Consider the following 16432-nt stretch of genomic DNA (forward strand, 5'->3'; position numbering starts at 1 on the left):
GCTGAGATAAAGACGAAAGAAGGTCATGTTACGTGATCGGGTTGACGGGTAGGAACTGCCGAAGACAACGCCTACCGATGCCCCGCGATTTCTTCTGTCTTTAGCGTTGCACACCTGGGGCACAGGCATGCCTTGTTGCGCAGGTCTTCGGGCAGCGAGGCGATTACCGCAGGGTCAATGTCTGTGGAGAAGCACCAGCAGGGTTGATCGGCGGTGCGTGGGTCCGCCAGGGTGCAGCGGTTGCTGGAACCGCAGGCTGGGCAGGTGTTCAGGGCAATCGATTGAGTGTTCATGTGGCAACGGCCATCTCTGTGCAAACCCGGTTGCGTCCGCTTTGCTTGGCACTGTAAAGCGCTTGGTCAGCGCGGGCGATCAGGCTTTGCAGTGTGTCGGCGGCGCTCAGCTCAGTCAGGCCAAGACTGACCGTGACCTGCAACGCTGTGCCGGAGAACACGTAAGTATGTTGTTCTGCCAGCAGGCGAATCTTCTCTGCGACGCGTCGGGCGCCAGCGTTGTTCGTACCCTTGAGCAGGATGATGAACTCTTCGCCACCCCAGCGGCAAATGATGTCGGTTTCGCGCAAGCAGCGGCGGATGTCGTCGGCAAATCCACTCAGCACTTCGTCGCCCGCCAAATGACCATGGGTATCGTTGAGGCGCTTGAAATGATCCAGATCCAGCAGCATGGCCGACAACGGCGTTTGATCGCGGCGTGCATCCTGAATCGCCCTTAGCGCCAGATAGTTAAAGCCACGGCGGTTGGGCAGACCGGTCAGGCTGTCCAGCGTTGCCTGCGCTTCGAGTCGCACCTGGAAACGCCTTAATACCCGGTTCAGCAGATACAGCACCACCAGCATCACTACCAGGCAGATGGTCAAGTTGATGTAGAGCGATTGCCTGACGTCGGTCAGTGCGCCGTTTTCGCGTTTGTCGACGAACAGGTACCAATTGAGTTCAGGGATGTAGCGCACGTTCAGAAAGTGCGCGTCACCCAGCGCATCATATTGATAATTGCCACTTTGAGGCTTGGGCAGTTTGCGTTGCAGGTCCTTGAGGTTTGGCAGTTCGCGCAGGGGCTGGCCAATCTTTGCACCTTGTGGCCCGCCACTTGCCCCGGTCAGCACCAGCCGGCCAAAGGTGTCGACGAAATAAACGCTGCGCTGATATCGCTGCTGATAGCGGTCGATCAGCTTGATAACCGCGTCGACTGTGAGGCCCACACCGGTCGCCCCAATGAAGTTATCGTTGTAATCGAAGACCTTGTAATTGATGAAAAAAGTCAGGTTGTCCTTATTGGCCAAGTCCGGATCGACATTTATCTCGTAAGGCTCGGCCATGTCTCGAACCCGGTAGTACCAAACGTCACGCGGCTCGTTGGAATTGATCTTCTTGAGCACGCCCTTGGCCTGGTAATACGTCAAGCTGCTGTTGGAGATAAAAAAAGAGGTGTAGGCGCCATAGTGATCCATGACCTCCTTGAGATAGCGGGTCATTTGCTGAGGATCTTTTTCGCCGGCCACCACCCAATCGCGAACGAAGGTATCGCGGGCCATCATTGATGAAATCAGTACAGGCCGGACCAGATCCTTTTGAATTTCGGAGTACACGGTGTCCGACGTCAGAGGCAACTCAGTATTGACGATGCTGTCTCGAATGGCGTCGCGTGATGAGAAATAGCTGAGTAAAGACGTCGCTAGAAAGCCGCTCCCCAAAAGGATCACCAACGTCAACAGTACGGAGCGTTGTGAATGGAGCGTCGAACGAAGGGGCATAACCAATCCGGGCTTAAGAAATTTTTTTGGAATCGCCCATGCTAGCTTGCCGCCACTGCTTACGCTATTGCCGTGTCGCACTTTCGGACTGAATGGGGGTGGGGGAAATCACTAAGGACTGATCGGCACGCTGCCAGCAGGCGCATCAAAGGCGGGCGCGCGGCCCAGCAGTGAGCTGATCGCCGAACAACGGCAGTGCAACAACAGGATGTGATCGTAATGAATGCCTTGCCGCGCCAGGGCGCCGAACAAATCCTGTAGCGCGGGATTACTGGTGCCGAAGCGGTTTCTGACGGTCAGGACGTCCATCGGCGTTGACATCAGTTGTCCGAAAAACGGTGACTGATGGGAATGGCGCACAACGTTGCCGATCTCGCGGTAGCTCTCGTAGCATTCACTTTGGAATTTGGCCAGCGTGTAGTTCTTGATTCGTCCGGCCTGGGAGGTACCTGCCAGCGCCTTATCGGTGAGTTGCCAGGCTGGCAATTGGCTGAAGGCCGGGCCTGGCGAATTTTGTCCCGTATTCAGTGTTGAAAAGGGTTGGACATTTTGGCTGGCCACCCGATGCAGTCGAGGGTCGACCAGCTCAAATCCGTGGGGCACATAAGTGCGCAGTTCGGTGCCATTAGGAATTGCTGTGGTTTTGCTCCATGGCAGGTAATAGCCATGGGTGCTGACCACCAAGGTTCTCGCCTGTGCTTGTTCTGAGGTCCACAACAGGAATTTGCTCTCGAGTTTCCAGACCTTCACCGGGAAGGTCGCGAAATTCAAGTAACCGGGAATCGCCCAGGTCTTGAGCAAGCTGCCGTTGCCGAAGAACCTTTCCAGCTGTGTCTTGCGAACATTCATCGAGCGTTGCAGCAATGCGCTGAAACTTCGAATGACGGCGGGAGCGAGGCGTGCTGCGGCGCTGCGCGTGCTTGTGAACGTTTGCAGTGCGCGTAAAAGCCTTGGCGTTATAGCGCCCATTTGCAGGAGCCCAAGCGACAGGGCGGTCAGCAATAGTTGCTTCTTCTCTTTCTCTCGATTGCCGGGCAGGGCCGCAGATTGAATGTTCAGATAAAGCGTGCCAGCAGCCGTCACTATCGATGCCAGCGCTGCTGGCGACAACAGAACTGAGAGAGGCGCGAGCATCCATTGCAAATGATTGAGGCGTTGGGTCCAATTGCGCAATGACACTTCTCTGGACGTCGTGACGCTGTCGTTGGCATCGCTCAATGAATTGTCACGCATGACCTGGCGCATGAATGCGAAGGGCGATAGCGTCGATGTATGCTCGCAGAGGTTGCCCGCTTTGGTTTTATGAACATCCTCGTGATAGAGGACATCGACCCAGGGCCGCAGATCGGACACCGGCTCGGACGCTGCGCGAACCCGTCCCCAAAGCGTCAGGATGTAGCTCAGGCGCGGATGAAGGCTGGCGGGCATGTAATGGAGCAAGGTTGTGCGCCACTGTTCGTCGGTTGTCGCACGCAATAGATGCGCGCCAAGCTCGTCGCGGTGTTGAAACTCGATGAAGGGTTCCGGTTGACCGGCTTGATACAAGACATGGCCGGTTTTTTTGACGTGGTTGAATACCAGCAGACCTATGCAGCACGCGCATTGCGTGCCCGGCCTCAGCGCGTGTTGCAGATGAAAGCCCAGTGCAGACCAGCTTGTATGCTTCACGCTGTGTTCGCTGAACGACTCCTCAAGCACATCGACCAATATGTCAAAACCGTTGCGTGACAACGTTTGGCGCTTGAGGCTGATGACCGCCTGAGCCATGAACGTCTTGCGTAACGAATATTCAATGGTGCTGCCTTGTCGATCCCAGAAGCGTTTAAGCCGTTTCGATATAAGCGCCAGAAAATCGATATCCCGGATTTGCTGCTCAATAGCGTCAGCGGAAATCGATAGCTCTTGCGCCGCCGTCCATTTGCCTTCTGCGGTGGGGTCGATATACACCGCCGTACGCCCACCGTGGTCGATATAGCCGACCGGGTGCTCGACTCGGTAGTTGTTCATCAGCGCCTCGCCAAGGCCAATCGGCTGCTCACTGGGTACGTGGATATCGTTCGCAGGCGCCCGCGCGTGCCCCAGCGGTGTTGTGGAGTTTCCACGCAGGTAGCGGATAAACACCTGTTCAGGCTTCACATTTAACCCATGATGGTTTTTCAGTCTGCGCTTCATCAGACGGTTGGCAGTCTTCAACGGATCGGGTATGCGGTCCCGGATATCAGCATGCTCGCCCAAAAGGTCCTGCACGCTGATTAGCTTCAGGCTGCGATCGATCAGCATGAGCATCAGCGGATTGTCGTCTTGGGAATAGGGCGGATCGACCTCGACGTTACTTGACTCCAGACGCGCTGAGAAAAACGTTTGTTGCGCTCGGGTGAGCGCTATAAACAGATCGTCACGGCATTCGATCATCACCAGACGTGTGGCCTCCCCGGCAGCATGGGCGATGTCCAGGTAACGCCTGTGCCATGGGGAGCGGTTCAAGGCTTTGAGCAGCGGTTGTTCCTGCCAAGGGGCATCATCACTGATGTATTCAATGCAGTCCGAGTGTTCGCCCAGGGTGTGTAGATAGCAATGGGCGGTGTTCTTTGATTTCAGTTGAAACATGCCTGGCACCACCTGATCGTCAAGCATCACCAGGCTGATGACCGAGTGCTCACCCACGACGTTTGGTTCCTGGTTTTCAAGGTGGGCGGGGAATTCACTCAGCCCCAGCGCATCAAGGGCCAGCTGGTAGCCTTCGCGACTGATCCTGCGCTGACTGCGCAGATGGCAAATCCCATCCATGAACGACAGCCTGGCCAGGAATCGGTAGCTGTATTCATGTTTCGCCCAGAACGCATCGAGCAAGGTTTGATAATTAATCATCCACATGGATTGCGTGATTAGCCTCGCCAACTTGCTTAATGTCAGCGACGGTAAGTCAGGGTGTAACGCACGATCGGCTTCCTTATTACGTATCAAGCCGAAAAATGCCGCCGGATTGGTTATCGCGCGCGCCAGATCCTTCACGCTCAGGCGCCGTTCATAGTGCTCGACGCCGTCCGGTTCCACGGCTGGACGTGTGTCGGTCAGGAAGTCGATATGTATTTCATCGGCAGACAGCTCGTTGCCGCCATGCTGACGCAGCAACACCAGCAGTTGCTGATCGATGTATTCAACCAGAAGCGGCGGGGTGTCCATGTCGAGTTGGTAGGCCCTCAGCGTCCATATCGAACCGTTTAGTAACCTGGCGACAGGGCTGTTTCGCAGTCGGTCGAGGGCTTTTTGGTTGATGGTCTGGAACGTTGCGGTTGGTTCGACCGCAGGCAACGATTGGGCTTTCTCTACGGAGAGCGGTATGAAGTAGGATTCAGGCGATACCCAGGAGTCGTTGCTTTCAAGGGCAAGTCCATCGACGGGCGGTGTGTTCCAATTGTCGTTCATGAGGACCGCGAAAGAGTGAATGTGGGATTCACTATGTCGCAACAGATTTTTTCTGCGGGCTACTTATGTACCGCAGGTCTGACACTCTCACGCTGTTCTGTTGCAGTTACCCAAGGCTGCGATGCCATTTGCCTGACACGCGTTGATCGCAGCCTTGGGCAGCTCCCCGTACCGTGGATCAGCCTTTCAAATAAGCCCGCCACCCACCGAAATGGCTGATATCGGTTGCGCCATCCAGTCCATACCCTTCGCAGATAAAACCGGTTTCCCAGCGGCCATCTGCCAGTTGCACTTTGCCCAAACCCAGGGGGGCGGCAATGGCGGTCAAAAATGAGCCCAGTTCAAGGCTCGGCAGTTCCCACACTTCGACTTCGATGGCCACGCCGCCCTGGTCGACTCGCACCATCCCAGGACGAAACGGCGGGCCGCCCGCCAGTGCGTACAGCTGATAATTGGGCGAGCTTTGCGTCGCCTCAATCAAGCGAGCACCGCGTTGTTTGAGCTGCCAGTTCAGCGCGAGGCCGTCCAGGTGCGCGCCGCACACCACCAGGCGAGCGACATCGCTGCGTGCGGCATTGGCCGGTATGGTTAAGTCCACATGCTGACCACCGATCAACGGCAGCTCGGTTTCGCATTGCAGCGCCTGGGCCACGCTCAGCAGGTATTGATCGGTGAACGCACGGCCAAACAGCGTCACGCCCCACGGCATGCCGTTGTCCATGAATGCGCTCGGCACGGCGATCGCAGCGTAATCGAGCAGGTTGACGAAGTTGGTGTAGTAACCCAGTTCCGAGTTACGCAGCACAGGTTCTGCGTGCAGTTCGGCCAGCGTTACAGGGCGGCCAATAGTGGGCGTCACCACGCAATCCAGGCCTTCCAAGAGTTTGTCGCACTGAGCCTTGAGCACTTGCAGGCGGTATTGGGCGCGGAAGGTCTGCACGCCGGTCACCGACGGCGCTTTGGCAAGCACGGCGCGAATCACCGGCAGCACCGCGTCGGGATTGTTCTCTGCCAGCTCACCCACGACGCTGTAGCGTTCGGCGACCCAAGGCCCCTCGTACAGCAGGCGCGCGGCTTCAAGGAATGGCGACAAATCCAGTGTCACCGCTTCGCCTCCCATTGCTGTCAGTCGGTCAATGGCATCCCCGAACAGCAACGGCCCTTGCGAGCAGCCGAAAAACTCCAGGTCTTGCGCGCGCGGCACACCGAAGCGGAACGGTCGAGGTTTGCCAAACGCCGAGCCATCGTTCCATGACGGGTTGTTGCGGCTGTATTCGTCCTGTGGATCAAGGCGGGCGGTCAGCGCGAGCAATTGGCTGGCTTCGCGCGCGGTCGCCGTGAACGTGGTGACGCAGTCCAGCGTGCGGCAGGCCGGGACCACGCCGGCTGTCGAGATCAAGCCCTTGGTTGCCTTCATCCCGACCAAATTGTTCAGCGCGGCAGGTACGCGGCCCGAGCCTGCGGTATCGGTGCCCAATGCAAAGCTGGAAACGCCCAATGCCACGGCCAGTGACGAACCGGCGCTGGAGCCACCCGATGGATAATCCATGTTCACGCTGTTCGGGCAGGCGCCATAGGGCGAGCGGCTGCCATTCAAACCCGTGGCGAACTGGTCGAGGTTGGTCTTGCCCATGGGAATCGCACCCAGGCCGATCAGTTGCTCGACGATGGTCGCCGAGCGCTCCGGCGTGTAGGCGAAATCAGGGCAGGCCGCGGTTGTCGGGATGCCGGCCAAATCAATATTGTCTTTGATCGAGAACGGCACGCCATACAGCGGCAGGTCTTTCAGCTCGCGGCTTTCCAACGCCGACAAGTAGGGTTCCAGTTCCTCGGCGCTCAACAGGTGAATGAACAGGTGGTAATCGGGGTTCAGCGCAGCGGCTTTGTCGCGCAAGGCAAGGATCAATTGGCGTGGCGTCTGGCTACCGTTTTGATAAGCGGCGCGCACGCTGTCCAGACGCAAGTCGAACAAAGAAGTGTTCTGGTTCATGGCTCTATTCCGTATTCGTTAGAAAAGTAAAAACGCTTCATTCTGTTTCCAGCACCACCACCCGCTGCCCGGCCCGCACGGCCGATCCGGGTTGCACACGCACTTCCAGTACCCTACCTGCCAGCGGCGCCAGCAGGGGGATTTCCATTTTCATCGACTCAAGAATCACCAGCGTTTCCCCAGCTTCGACGCGTTGGCCGACATTGACTTGCACCTGCCACAGGTTGCCGGCGATATGGCTGTCGACGCTCATCTGCCCGGCGTCCAGCGGCGCCTCATCAGTGGCCTCGGCGACGGCTTCTTCGCTCTCGAACGTGGCTTGGCCGTTGGCAATCCAACGCTCGCGCTCGGCTTGAAAGGCGCTCTGTTGATGTTTGCGAAACGCCGCGATGCCCTTGGCTTCGCGGGCGAGAAACGCTTGGTAATCGGCGAGGTTCAGGCTGCTGTGTTCGATTTGCAGCGGGTAGCGACCGAGCGGGAAATCCCGGCGGATGCGCAGCAGTTCGTCGGCGCTCACCGGGAAGAAGCGGATCTGATCGAAAAAGCGCAGCAGCCAGGGTTTGCCGTCGAACGCCGCGACTTCTCGATAGCGGTTCCACATCTGCAACGTGCGGCCCACAAACTGATAACCACCGGGGCCTTCCATGCCATAGACGCACATGTATGCGCCGCCGATGCCCACTGAGTTCTCGGCAGTCCAGGTGCGGGCCGGGTTGTATTTGGTGGTCACCAGACGATGACGCGGGTCCAGTGGCGTGGCCACCGGAGCGCCGAGGTAAACGTCGCCCAGGCCCATCACCAGATAGCTTGCGTCAAACACCGTGCGCTGCACTTCGTCCAGATTTGGCAGGTCGTTGATGCGGCGGATGAACTCCAGATTGCTTGGGCACCACGGCGCGTCCTTGCGCACGGTGGTCATGTATTTTTCGATTGCCAACTGACAGGCCGGGTCGTCCCAAGACAATGGCAAGTGGACGATGCGCGACGGCACTTCGAGGTTTTTGCTGGCGCACACCGCGTCCCATTCGCCGGCGATGATGCTCAGCAGATCGGCGAGTGGCAGTTGCTCCGGCTGGTAATGCACTTGCAGCGAACGAATGCCGGGCGTCAGGTCGATCACGCCATGCAGCGCCTTGGCTTGCAGTGCCTGCATCAAGGCGTGCCCACGCAAGCGCAGTACCAGATCCAGCTCTGGCGCGCCGATTTCCAGTAGCAGATGAGTGTCGCCGGACAGGCGGGCGACCAGGCGGGTGTCGTCACTGCCAATGTCCAACACAATCGGCGATTTCAGGGCGAGCCCCTGTAGGAGCGAATTCATTCGCGAGACGGTCTGAGCGCAAACCGAGGCGCCTGTCTCGCCAACACGTTGGCTCCTACAGAAGAGCGCTCGGGCGGCGTCCACGGCGACAGGATGAAACCGCACTTTATCCCCAGCCTTGAGCTGCCCTAACTGCCAAAGATCGGCCTCGATGATCGTCACAGGGCAGACGAATCCGCCCAGGCTCGGGCCGTCCGGGCCCAGAATCACTGGCATGTCGCCGGTGAAATCTACCGCGCCGATGGCATACGGGTTGTCGTGAATGTTCGACGGATGCAAACCGGCCTCGCCACCATCGGCCCGCACCCATTCCGGCTTCGGCCCGATCAGGCGCACACCGGTGCGGCTGGAGTTGAAATGCACTTCCCAATCGGTGGCGAAAAAGGTCTGGATGTAGTTTTCGGTGAAGTATTCCGGCGCGCCGTGGGGGCCGTAAATCACCCGGATATCGCGTACGGTCGGCAAGTCCTGAACCTGCTCGGCTGCAAGCTGCTGGCCGACGCTACGATCAACCAGAGGCGTCACGTGCAGCACGTCACCCGCTCGCAACGCTCGCCCGCCGTGCCCGCCAAATTGCCCCAGGGTGAAGGTACTTTTGCTGCCCAGATAATCCGGCACATCCAGCCCGCCACGCACGCACAGATAGCTGCGTGCGCCAGCGCCGAGAATCGTGCCCAATGCCAGCGTCGAACCGGCACTCACCCACAGCGCCGTGTTCATCGGCTGCGATATGCCATCGAGCGTCAGTGCAATCACGGCACCGGTCACTGCCACCACGGCATCGGTGTTAAAGCGCAGCGTCGGCCCGCTCATGGTGATTTCCAGCGCGGCGCAGCCTTGCGGGTTACCCAGCAGCACGTTGCCCAAACGTAAGGAGCGACTGTCCATCGGCCCTGACGGGGGAACGCCCACCGCCCAATACCCCAGGCGACCGGGATAATCCTGAATGCTGGTTTGCGTGCCGCCGCTCAACACTTCAAACGTGTCGGCGCGGTAGACCAGACCCTCAAGACAGCGCGTCCACGGCTGGCCACTGGCGAACGGCACATCGGCGATGATCTGCCGCAAATAATCACGATTGGTTTCCACACCGTACAAACGGCTGTCGCTCAAGGCCTGAGCCAAACCGGCACTGGCTGTTTTCCGGTCGGGTGCCCAACTGATCAGCTTGGCGATCATCGGATCGAAAAAAGGTGGAATCTCACAACCGGCTTCAACCCAGGTATCGATGCGCAAACGCGTGCCATCGGCAACAGGGAAATGCACAGCGGTCAGCAAGCCAGGGCTCGGCTGAAAGTCCCGCCCTGGATCTTCGGCATACAGCCGCGCCTGAATAGCGTGGCCGTTGGCTTTCAATCCCGCCTGCAATTCGGACAGCGGCGGCAGATCACCCGCCGCCAGTTGCACCATCCAACTCACCAGATCGACATTCCACACCTGCTCGGTCACGCCGTGCTCGACCTGCAAGCGGGTATTCACTTCGAGGAAGTAAAAGCGCTGATCGTCGCTGTCGAAAACAAACTCGACGGTCCCGGCGCTGCGGTAATCCACCGCTTTGGCCAGCTTGATTGCGGCAGCACACAGCTCGTCAGCCATCCCGTCAGGCAAGTTCGGCGCGGGGGTTTCTTCGAGGACTTTCTGATTACGGCGTTGTACTGAGCAGTCGCGCACGCCAAGGGCAATCACTTCGCCTTGGCCGTCGCCGAACACCTGCACCTCCAGGTGACGGGCGCGCTGGATGTATTTCTCGATGAACACACCCGCGTCGCTGAAGTTGTTCTGCCCCAGACGCTTGACCGCCTCGAACGATTCGCTCAGTTCGCTGGCGCTGCGGCACACACGCATGCCGATACCGCCACCGCCCGCTGTGCTTTTGAGCATCACCGGATAGCCGATCTGCTCAGCGGCTGTGAGCGCGGACTCAATACCGTCCAGCAGTTCGGTGCCTTCAAGCATCGGCACGCCGTGCTGCTTGGCCAGCGCCCGGGCGGTGTGCTTGAGGCCGAACACCCGAAGCTGTTGTGGCGTTGGGCCGACGAATGCGATGCCTGCATCTTCGCAAGTCTGGGCGAATGCAGCGTTCTCCGAGAGAAACCCATAACCTGGGTGAATCGCTTTGGCGCCGGTCGCTTTGGCGATGGCGAGGATTTTGTCGACGGCCAGATAAGTACCCGCTGCGCCGCCTTCACCGAGGCTATGGGCCTGATCGGCTTCGCGTATGTGCAGGCTCGCGGCGTCGGCTTCGGAGTAGACCGCAATGCCCTCGACGTTCAACGCGCGCAGGGTACGCAGGATGCGGCAGGCAATGGCGCCGCGATTGGCGATAAGCAGTTTGTCGAACATGGTATTAACCCCTGAGCCCAGCTTTTTACAGGCTGTGCCGGTCTCGAATGGGAAGCGGGCCGTCCCGCTGTTGATTGTTCTGCACGACGGTCGTCCGTCGTGACGCGTTCAAAAATCAGCGCCGCAGGGTCAATCCCAGACCAGCAGCTCGGCCGGGGTCGGGTTGTAGCCATTGCACGGATTGTTCAATTGCGGGCAGTTGGAAATCAGCACGATGACGTCCATTTCTGCGCGCAATTCAACGTACTTGCCTGCACCGGAAATGCCGTCTTCAAACGTCAAGCCGCCATCGGCAGTGACCGGCACGTTCATGAAGAAGTTGATGTTGGGGCTGATGTCGCGCTTGCTCAGTCGCCCATCGTGGGCACAGGCGCGCAGGTAGTTATCGCGGCAACTGTGCATGTGGCGTTTTTCCAGGGCGTAACGCACGGTGTTGCTCTCTTGCGCACAGGCCCCGCCGAGGGTGTCGTGGCGACCGCAGGTGTCTTCGACGATGGTCAGCATGGGCCGGCCGAGGTTGGAATACAGCACGCTGCCTTTGCTCAGGTACACGTTGTTCTGCCGCCGTAATGTGCGCTGTACGTCGTAGCGTTCGCGTGGGTTGGCCAGGCTGTAAAACAGCGTGTCGACTGCCTGATTGCCTTCAAGGTCCAGCAAACGCAGGGTTTGTCCGGCCTTGAGTTCGGTCAGTGAAGGTTCGCCTGCCGCGATGTGGGTGATGGAAACGGGAGCTGTCATGGCAATGATCCTCAGGCGAACAAGCGGTCGGTATTGATGAAGCCGCGCACGTTTTCTGCGCGCGAGGTGCGGCAGTGCTCAGCCACGCTGGCGTCGGCTTTCATCCAGGTCAGTTTCACTGGTTGCGGGGCGTATTCGGGGTTGGGGTCCATCGGGTGTTGCAGCGCGGTCAGCACGACGAGTGTGTCCATTGGCGCGTACAACTCGATGTAATCACCGGCTTTAGAGTTGTGAGGGACGAAAGCGAGGCGACCTTCGTTGTCCACATTGACCCGGCTGAACAGGTTCAGGGTCATCAACAGGTCAGCAAGACCCAGGCCCCATTTGCCCAGTTCGACCAACAGGTTGTCGGCGCCATTACGGAAAAAACCGTTGCGCAGTTCCTGATAGCGGCCCTGACCATATTTTTCGGCGACTTCTTCTGCGCAGAGCACGCCGCCGATGCTGTCACTCCAGCCGCAGGTATCGGCGGTGATAGCGGCCAGCACCCGGCCCATGTCCGAATACAGGCAATGGCCGCTGGTGAGCTTGGCGGTGTGCTGGCATTTGAGGCTATCGGGCAGGTTCAGGCGCTCGCTTTTCTCGTTGGCGTTGAGCATCGTCAGGCTGACGTTGGCGTTGCCGTTGAGGTCGGTCAGGCGCAGCAGTTCGCCGCGCTTGAGCACGAACGACAAATGGCCGCCACCGGGCAGAATGTCTTCGGCGATGACAGGAAACAGGAGCGGAAACAAGGTGGTGGAATCAGTCATGTAAAAGTCCTCTATACCGTTTGCAGCGATTCAAAAGCAGCGCGGGCTGCGCGGCGATCACTGTTCAAGGGAATGTCGTAAGTGATGCGCGCGCCATAGGCCCCAGGCGCGTGCGGGTCGTGGCGGACCTTGTCGAACACCATCAGGCGCGTGCCGAGGTTGAAGCCTTCGGATAAATCGTGAGTAACCATGAACACGGTCAGTTGCGTCTCGCGCCACAGCTCCAGCAGCAAGACGTGCATGTCTTTGCGGATGCCCGGATCGAGTGCGCCAAAAGGTTCATCGAGCAGCAAAACGCGGGGCTTCATGATCAAGGCCTGAGCGATGGCCAGACGTTGTTGCATGCCGCCCGACAGTTGCGTGGGGTATTTGTCCAGCGCATGGCCGAGGCCGACCTTGTGCAGTAAGGCCGATGCCTGTTCCCGGGCCTCACGCTTGGCATTACCAAACAGCCGACCGAGCAGCGCCGAACGTGGCAGTTCCAGGCCCAATGCCACGTTGTCCACCACACTCAGGTGCGGGAACACCGAATAGCGTTGAAAGACCACGCCACGGCTGGAATCCGGTTCGCTGGCCAGTGGTTTGCCGTCCAGCAGAATCGAGCCTTTGCTCGGCACTTCCTGGCCCAACAGCAGGCGCAGAAAGGTCGACTTGCCGCAGCCCGACGCACCGACCAGCGTGCAGAACTCACCCTCGGCCACGCTCAGGTTCAGGCCTTCGAGCACCACTTGATCGTCGTATTGTTGCCAGACGTTGTTCACTGAAATGAAACTCATGGGCGGGCTCCCTCGTACCAGGGAAAGGCTTTGCGGGTCAGCGCCTTGAGGCCCCAATCCATCAGCCAGGCGAGCAGGGTAATCCACACCACGTAGGGCAAGATCACGTCCATCGCCAGGTAACGCCGCACCAGAAATATCCGGTAGCCGAGGCCGTCTGTGGACGCGATGGCTTCGGCGGCGATCAGAAACAACCACGCCGACCCCAGCACCAGCCGCAGGGAAATCAACAAGCGCGGCAGCAGCTGCGGCAGCACCACCCGCAGGATCAGCGTCCAGGTCGAAGCGCCGAGGGTCTGCGCCTTGATCAACAGCTCGACCGGAATTTCCCGTGCTCGCTGTTCCAGATCACGGGCCAGAATCGGCGTGATGCCGATGACAATCAGCATCACTTTCGACAGCTCGCCCAAACCGAAGACGATAAATAAAATCGGCAGGATCGCCAGCGGTGGCACCATCGACAGCACCGTCAGCAGCGGCGACAACGGTGCGCCAAACAGCGGCACAATCCCCGACGCAATGCCCAGGCACAACCCAACAATGGCGCTGATGCCCAGACCGATCACCAGCCGTTGCAAGCTGGCGGCGCTGTCTTGCCACAGCAGGTACTCGCCAGTACGTGTATCCGGAACAATCGCTACGCGTTTGATCGCCTCGGTCATTTGCACAGCGCTGGGCAACAGCTTGTCGTTGGGGTTTTCCGTCAGCCGCGTTGCTGAGCCCATGAAGTAGGCGAGCAGCAACAGGGCGAACGGCAGGATCACCAGAATCAAACGGCTGGCGCGATCCGGTCGGCGGTTAATCAAACGCATGACAATGACCTTTGAACGATTCGTGAGTTACAACTTGCCGTCCGCCGCCATCTGCACGTAGCTCGGGTCGAAGTGCAGCTTGAGGTTGCCTTTGTTGCCTTCGGTCACGTTATTGGCGAAGGTCATGCCCACAGCGCTGGCGTCCTTGGCGCCTTCACCCAGCAAGCCGTGTTCGAACGAGAAGTCAGCCACTTTGCGCATGGTGGTCGGCAGCTGTTTGCTGGTGGCGAACTCAAGGGTTTCCTTCGGGGTGAAGAACAGCTTGGTGGTCGCCAGTTGCGACTTGAAGCCTTCCAGGTCAGTGCCGGAGGCTTTGGCCATGTGCTCCAGTGCGGCGGTGGATGCAGCCGTCTTGGCGTTCATGGTGTCCATCACTTCAAACCAGGCACCGGTCAGGGCTTTGCCTAAAGCAGGGTTGTCTTTCAGGGTCTGGGTGTTGACCACCATCATGTCCATGATCTCGCCAGGGATCTCGCTGGAGTCGAACACCTCAGTGACGCCAGGCTTGGCCTTGATCTCTGACAGCATCGGGTTCCAGGTGGTGACGGCCTTGACTTCGTTGGTGTTGAAAGCGGCGGCGATGTCAGCATCGGAAGTATTGACGACCTTCAGGTCTTTTTCGGTAAGGTCGACGCTGTCCAGGGCGCGGGCCAGCAGGTAGTGGGAAACCGACAGCTCGACCAGGTTGACGTCCATGCCTTTGAGGTCGGCGACTTTCTTGCCTTGGCCCTTGATCACGATGCCGTCGTTGCCGTTAGAGAAGTCGCTGACGATCAGCGCGGTGCTTTCCACGCCACCCGCTGCCGGGATAGTCAGGGCGTCCATGTTGGTCATGGTGCAGCCGTCAAACTGGCCAGCGGTGTATTGGTTGATGGATTCGACGTAATCGTTGAGTTGGGTGACTTTGATGTTGATGTCGTACTTCTTGGCCCACTTGTCGACGATGCCTTGGGTGCCCGCGTATTCCCATGGCATCCAGCCAGCGTAGATGGTCCAGCAGACGTTGAAATCTTTTTTCGGGGCGGCGGTGGCCGAGAGGCTGAGAGCTGCGAAGACGCCTGCGGTGAGCAGACTCAATAGACGGGACTTTTGCATGGGGTATCTCCAGTAGCGAAAAAGGGCGGTCGGGAGCACGGCGACACCACTGGTGTCCTGTCTCCCGGGCTTTTATCCCGCCGTGTAACCTCTACTGGAGGTCGCCAACTCTCGGACCAGCCACTCGCTTTTGGCGAGCCGGAACCCTAGTCGGCTATTGCAAATTGTGGTGCCGCGAACCTGTGTTGACTCCTGCACGTTGGTTTTGTAAGCGAGAGTTGTGCCAATTATATGAAAGCCTTGGCGGCTGTGCGATCGCTGGATGCCAACGTAGATTGAAAAGTCCAGATTCCCGTTTTTGGATGAGAGAACGCACCATCACGGGGCGCCGTCTGGCGGCTGTGGTGCGTGTCGGGGCACTTGGTCACAATATTGCAGTCTTATCGTTTGTCCGTCAGTGGTTTGGCGGATGCCGGCCAGCGTCGCTGGTTCGAGCTCTACCGCGGTCCAGGAGGCCGCCATGTATCGACGAAGCTTACTCACCATTTTGATGACCCTGACTCTCGCCGGTTGCTATGGAGGTTCCGACTACTACGAACGAGATGTGTACACGCAGCCGGTCTACGGCGGCGGGTATGGCAGTGCCTATATGTATGACACTTATCGACCTTACTACCGATCCGGCGTGTACGTGACTCCGCGTTACTACTCGCCGGGGCCACGCTATTACTCGCCACCGCCTCGTTATTACCAAGGCCCAAGACCCGGCTACGGCGGTCCGCGTCCTGGTTATGGAGGGCCTGGCTGGAACGCAGGCCCGCGCCCTGGTTACGGCGGCGGTTCGGGCTGGCAGGGTGGTCCACGTCCAGGGTCGGGTTATCATCCGGGCCCGCGTCCGGGTGGTGGTGGACCAGGCAATGGCTCTCGTCCCGACTGGAGCGACAGTCATGGCGGCGGGCACGGCCCCGGCGGTCCGGGCCGTGGTGGCCCTGGTGGCCCTGGTGGCGGTGGTCGTGGCCAGGGCGGTCGAGGTGGCGGGAATCGCTGAAGTCTGAACACAAAAGTTCACATCAGCTATAAGAGATCGCCCATGGTCCAGACGCATACGCCCCTAACGTGAAATGTTTCTGCGTACTCTGTTCCCGGCCAAGCTTTCAGCAGGTGTTTTTCGCTGAAAAGCGTGGCCGTATCAAATGCTGCGGATGGCGTATGTCTTCAATGTGTCAGTGCTGCTGTCGGAGCGCGGTTTGCCTGTCACACCGCGAGCACAGGTTTTACGACGGGTTCCCCGCCGGTCGCGGGACAAGCCCGCTTCTACAATTCGTCATCGCTAATGTTTTGACCAGAACGCCCTGGGGTGAGCTTGTTCGCGAGGTGGTGTCTCAGGCGCACCGCGCCGGTCGCCTCGCCCGGGCTCGTCAGCTCCTGCGAAAACGGGCGTTGCGGTCAGCGGCCGTTAATATTCCGACAAATC

The 16432-nt window shown here is 59.0% G+C and carries 11 protein-coding genes and 1 riboswitch; of the genes, 1 reads left to right on the plus strand and 10 read right to left on the minus strand.

What is annotated here, in order from left to right; translation table 11 throughout:
• Positions 1-71 precede the first annotated feature (71 nt).
• The 10 genes from VGC62_RS18235 to VGC62_RS18280 all read right to left on the minus strand — a co-directional run bounded on the left by VGC62_RS18235 (position 72) and on the right by VGC62_RS18280 (position 15018).
• Entirely contained in the window at positions 72-293 is a 222-nt protein-coding gene (locus tag VGC62_RS18235) for a cysteine-rich CWC family protein (protein ID WP_331188477.1), read from the minus strand.
• Complete coding sequence (locus tag VGC62_RS18240) at positions 290-1771, minus strand: sensor domain-containing diguanylate cyclase (RefSeq protein WP_331188478.1); 1482 nt, start codon at positions 1769-1771, stop codon at positions 290-292. Before VGC62_RS18240 ends, VGC62_RS18235 begins: the two co-directional genes overlap by 4 nt.
• A gap of 111 nt (positions 1772-1882) precedes the next feature.
• Positions 1883-5197 carry a dermonecrotic toxin domain-containing protein gene (locus tag VGC62_RS18245; protein WP_331188479.1) on the minus strand — a complete coding sequence of 1105 codons (3315 nt, stop codon included), beginning with the start codon at positions 5195-5197 and terminating at the stop codon, positions 1883-1885.
• Between the two features lie 178 nt (positions 5198-5375).
• Complete coding sequence (gene atzF / locus VGC62_RS18250) at positions 5376-7187, minus strand: allophanate hydrolase (RefSeq protein WP_331188480.1); 1812 nt, start codon at positions 7185-7187, stop codon at positions 5376-5378.
• A gap of 37 nt (positions 7188-7224) precedes the next feature.
• On the minus strand, positions 7225-10848 hold the full coding sequence (uca, locus tag VGC62_RS18255; protein ID WP_331188481.1) for an urea carboxylase: 3624 nt from the start codon (positions 10846-10848) through the stop codon (positions 7225-7227).
• A 129-nt stretch (positions 10849-10977) separates the two neighbouring features.
• Positions 10978-11586, minus strand: a complete 609-nt coding sequence (locus VGC62_RS18260; protein ID WP_331188482.1) for an urea amidolyase associated protein UAAP2 — start codon at positions 11584-11586, stop codon at positions 10978-10980.
• An 11-nt stretch (positions 11587-11597) separates the two neighbouring features.
• Entirely contained in the window at positions 11598-12335 is a 738-nt protein-coding gene (locus VGC62_RS18265; protein ID WP_331188483.1) for an urea amidolyase associated protein UAAP1, read from the minus strand.
• Positions 12336-12346: 11 nt separating this feature from the next.
• Positions 12347-13111, minus strand: coding sequence for an ABC transporter ATP-binding protein (locus tag VGC62_RS18270; protein WP_331188484.1), 765 nt, complete (start codon positions 13109-13111; stop codon positions 12347-12349).
• Complete coding sequence (locus VGC62_RS18275) at positions 13108-13923, minus strand: ABC transporter permease (RefSeq protein WP_331188485.1); 816 nt, start codon at positions 13921-13923, stop codon at positions 13108-13110. Before VGC62_RS18275 ends, VGC62_RS18270 begins: the two co-directional genes overlap by 4 nt.
• Before the next feature lie 27 nt (positions 13924-13950).
• Positions 13951-15018 (minus strand): putative urea ABC transporter substrate-binding protein, encoded by a 1068-nt coding sequence (locus VGC62_RS18280; protein ID WP_331188486.1) that lies wholly within the window; start codon positions 15016-15018, stop codon positions 13951-13953.
• A 59-nt stretch (positions 15019-15077) separates the two neighbouring features.
• A riboswitch (guanidine-I (ykkC/yxkD leader) is annotated at positions 15078-15179 on the minus strand.
• Between the two features lie 299 nt (positions 15180-15478).
• On the opposite strand from VGC62_RS18280, the gene VGC62_RS18285 reads away from it, so the two are divergent.
• The gene (locus tag VGC62_RS18285; RefSeq protein WP_331188487.1) at positions 15479-16006 is read left to right on the plus strand and encodes a hypothetical protein; all 528 of its coding nucleotides are present in this window, start codon (positions 15479-15481) and stop codon (positions 16004-16006) included.
• Positions 16007-16432: the final 426 nt, after the last annotated feature.

Origin of the sequence: Pseudomonas sp. (genome assembly GCF_036404235.1) — a bacterium.
In the GTDB taxonomy this organism is placed as follows: domain Bacteria; phylum Pseudomonadota; class Gammaproteobacteria; order Pseudomonadales; family Pseudomonadaceae; genus Aquipseudomonas.

What these genes read in the sequence shown, in the direction of transcription:
- VGC62_RS18235 (WP_331188477.1), bottom strand. Translation starts at nt 293, where the DNA reads ATGAACACTCAATCGATTGCCCTGAACACCTGCCCAGCCTGCGGTTCC.
- VGC62_RS18240 (WP_331188478.1), bottom strand. Translation starts at nt 1,771, where the DNA reads ATGCCCCTTCGTTCGACGCTCCATTCACAACGCTCCGTACTGTTGACG.
- VGC62_RS18245 (WP_331188479.1), bottom strand. Translation starts at nt 5,197, where the DNA reads ATGAACGACAATTGGAACACACCGCCCGTCGATGGACTTGCCCTTGAA.
- atzF (WP_331188480.1), bottom strand. Translation starts at nt 7,187, where the DNA reads ATGAACCAGAACACTTCTTTGTTCGACTTGCGTCTGGACAGCGTGCGC.
- uca (WP_331188481.1), bottom strand. Translation starts at nt 10,848, where the DNA reads ATGTTCGACAAACTGCTTATCGCCAATCGCGGCGCCATTGCCTGCCGC.
- VGC62_RS18260 (WP_331188482.1), bottom strand. Translation starts at nt 11,586, where the DNA reads ATGACAGCTCCCGTTTCCATCACCCACATCGCGGCAGGCGAACCTTCA.
- VGC62_RS18265 (WP_331188483.1), bottom strand. Translation starts at nt 12,335, where the DNA reads ATGACTGATTCCACCACCTTGTTTCCGCTCCTGTTTCCTGTCATCGCC.
- VGC62_RS18270 (WP_331188484.1), bottom strand. Translation starts at nt 13,111, where the DNA reads ATGAGTTTCATTTCAGTGAACAACGTCTGGCAACAATACGACGATCAA.
- VGC62_RS18275 (WP_331188485.1), bottom strand. Translation starts at nt 13,923, where the DNA reads ATGCGTTTGATTAACCGCCGACCGGATCGCGCCAGCCGTTTGATTCTG.
- VGC62_RS18280 (WP_331188486.1), bottom strand. Translation starts at nt 15,018, where the DNA reads ATGCAAAAGTCCCGTCTATTGAGTCTGCTCACCGCAGGCGTCTTCGCA.
- VGC62_RS18285 (WP_331188487.1), top strand. Translation starts at nt 15,479, where the DNA reads ATGTATCGACGAAGCTTACTCACCATTTTGATGACCCTGACTCTCGCC.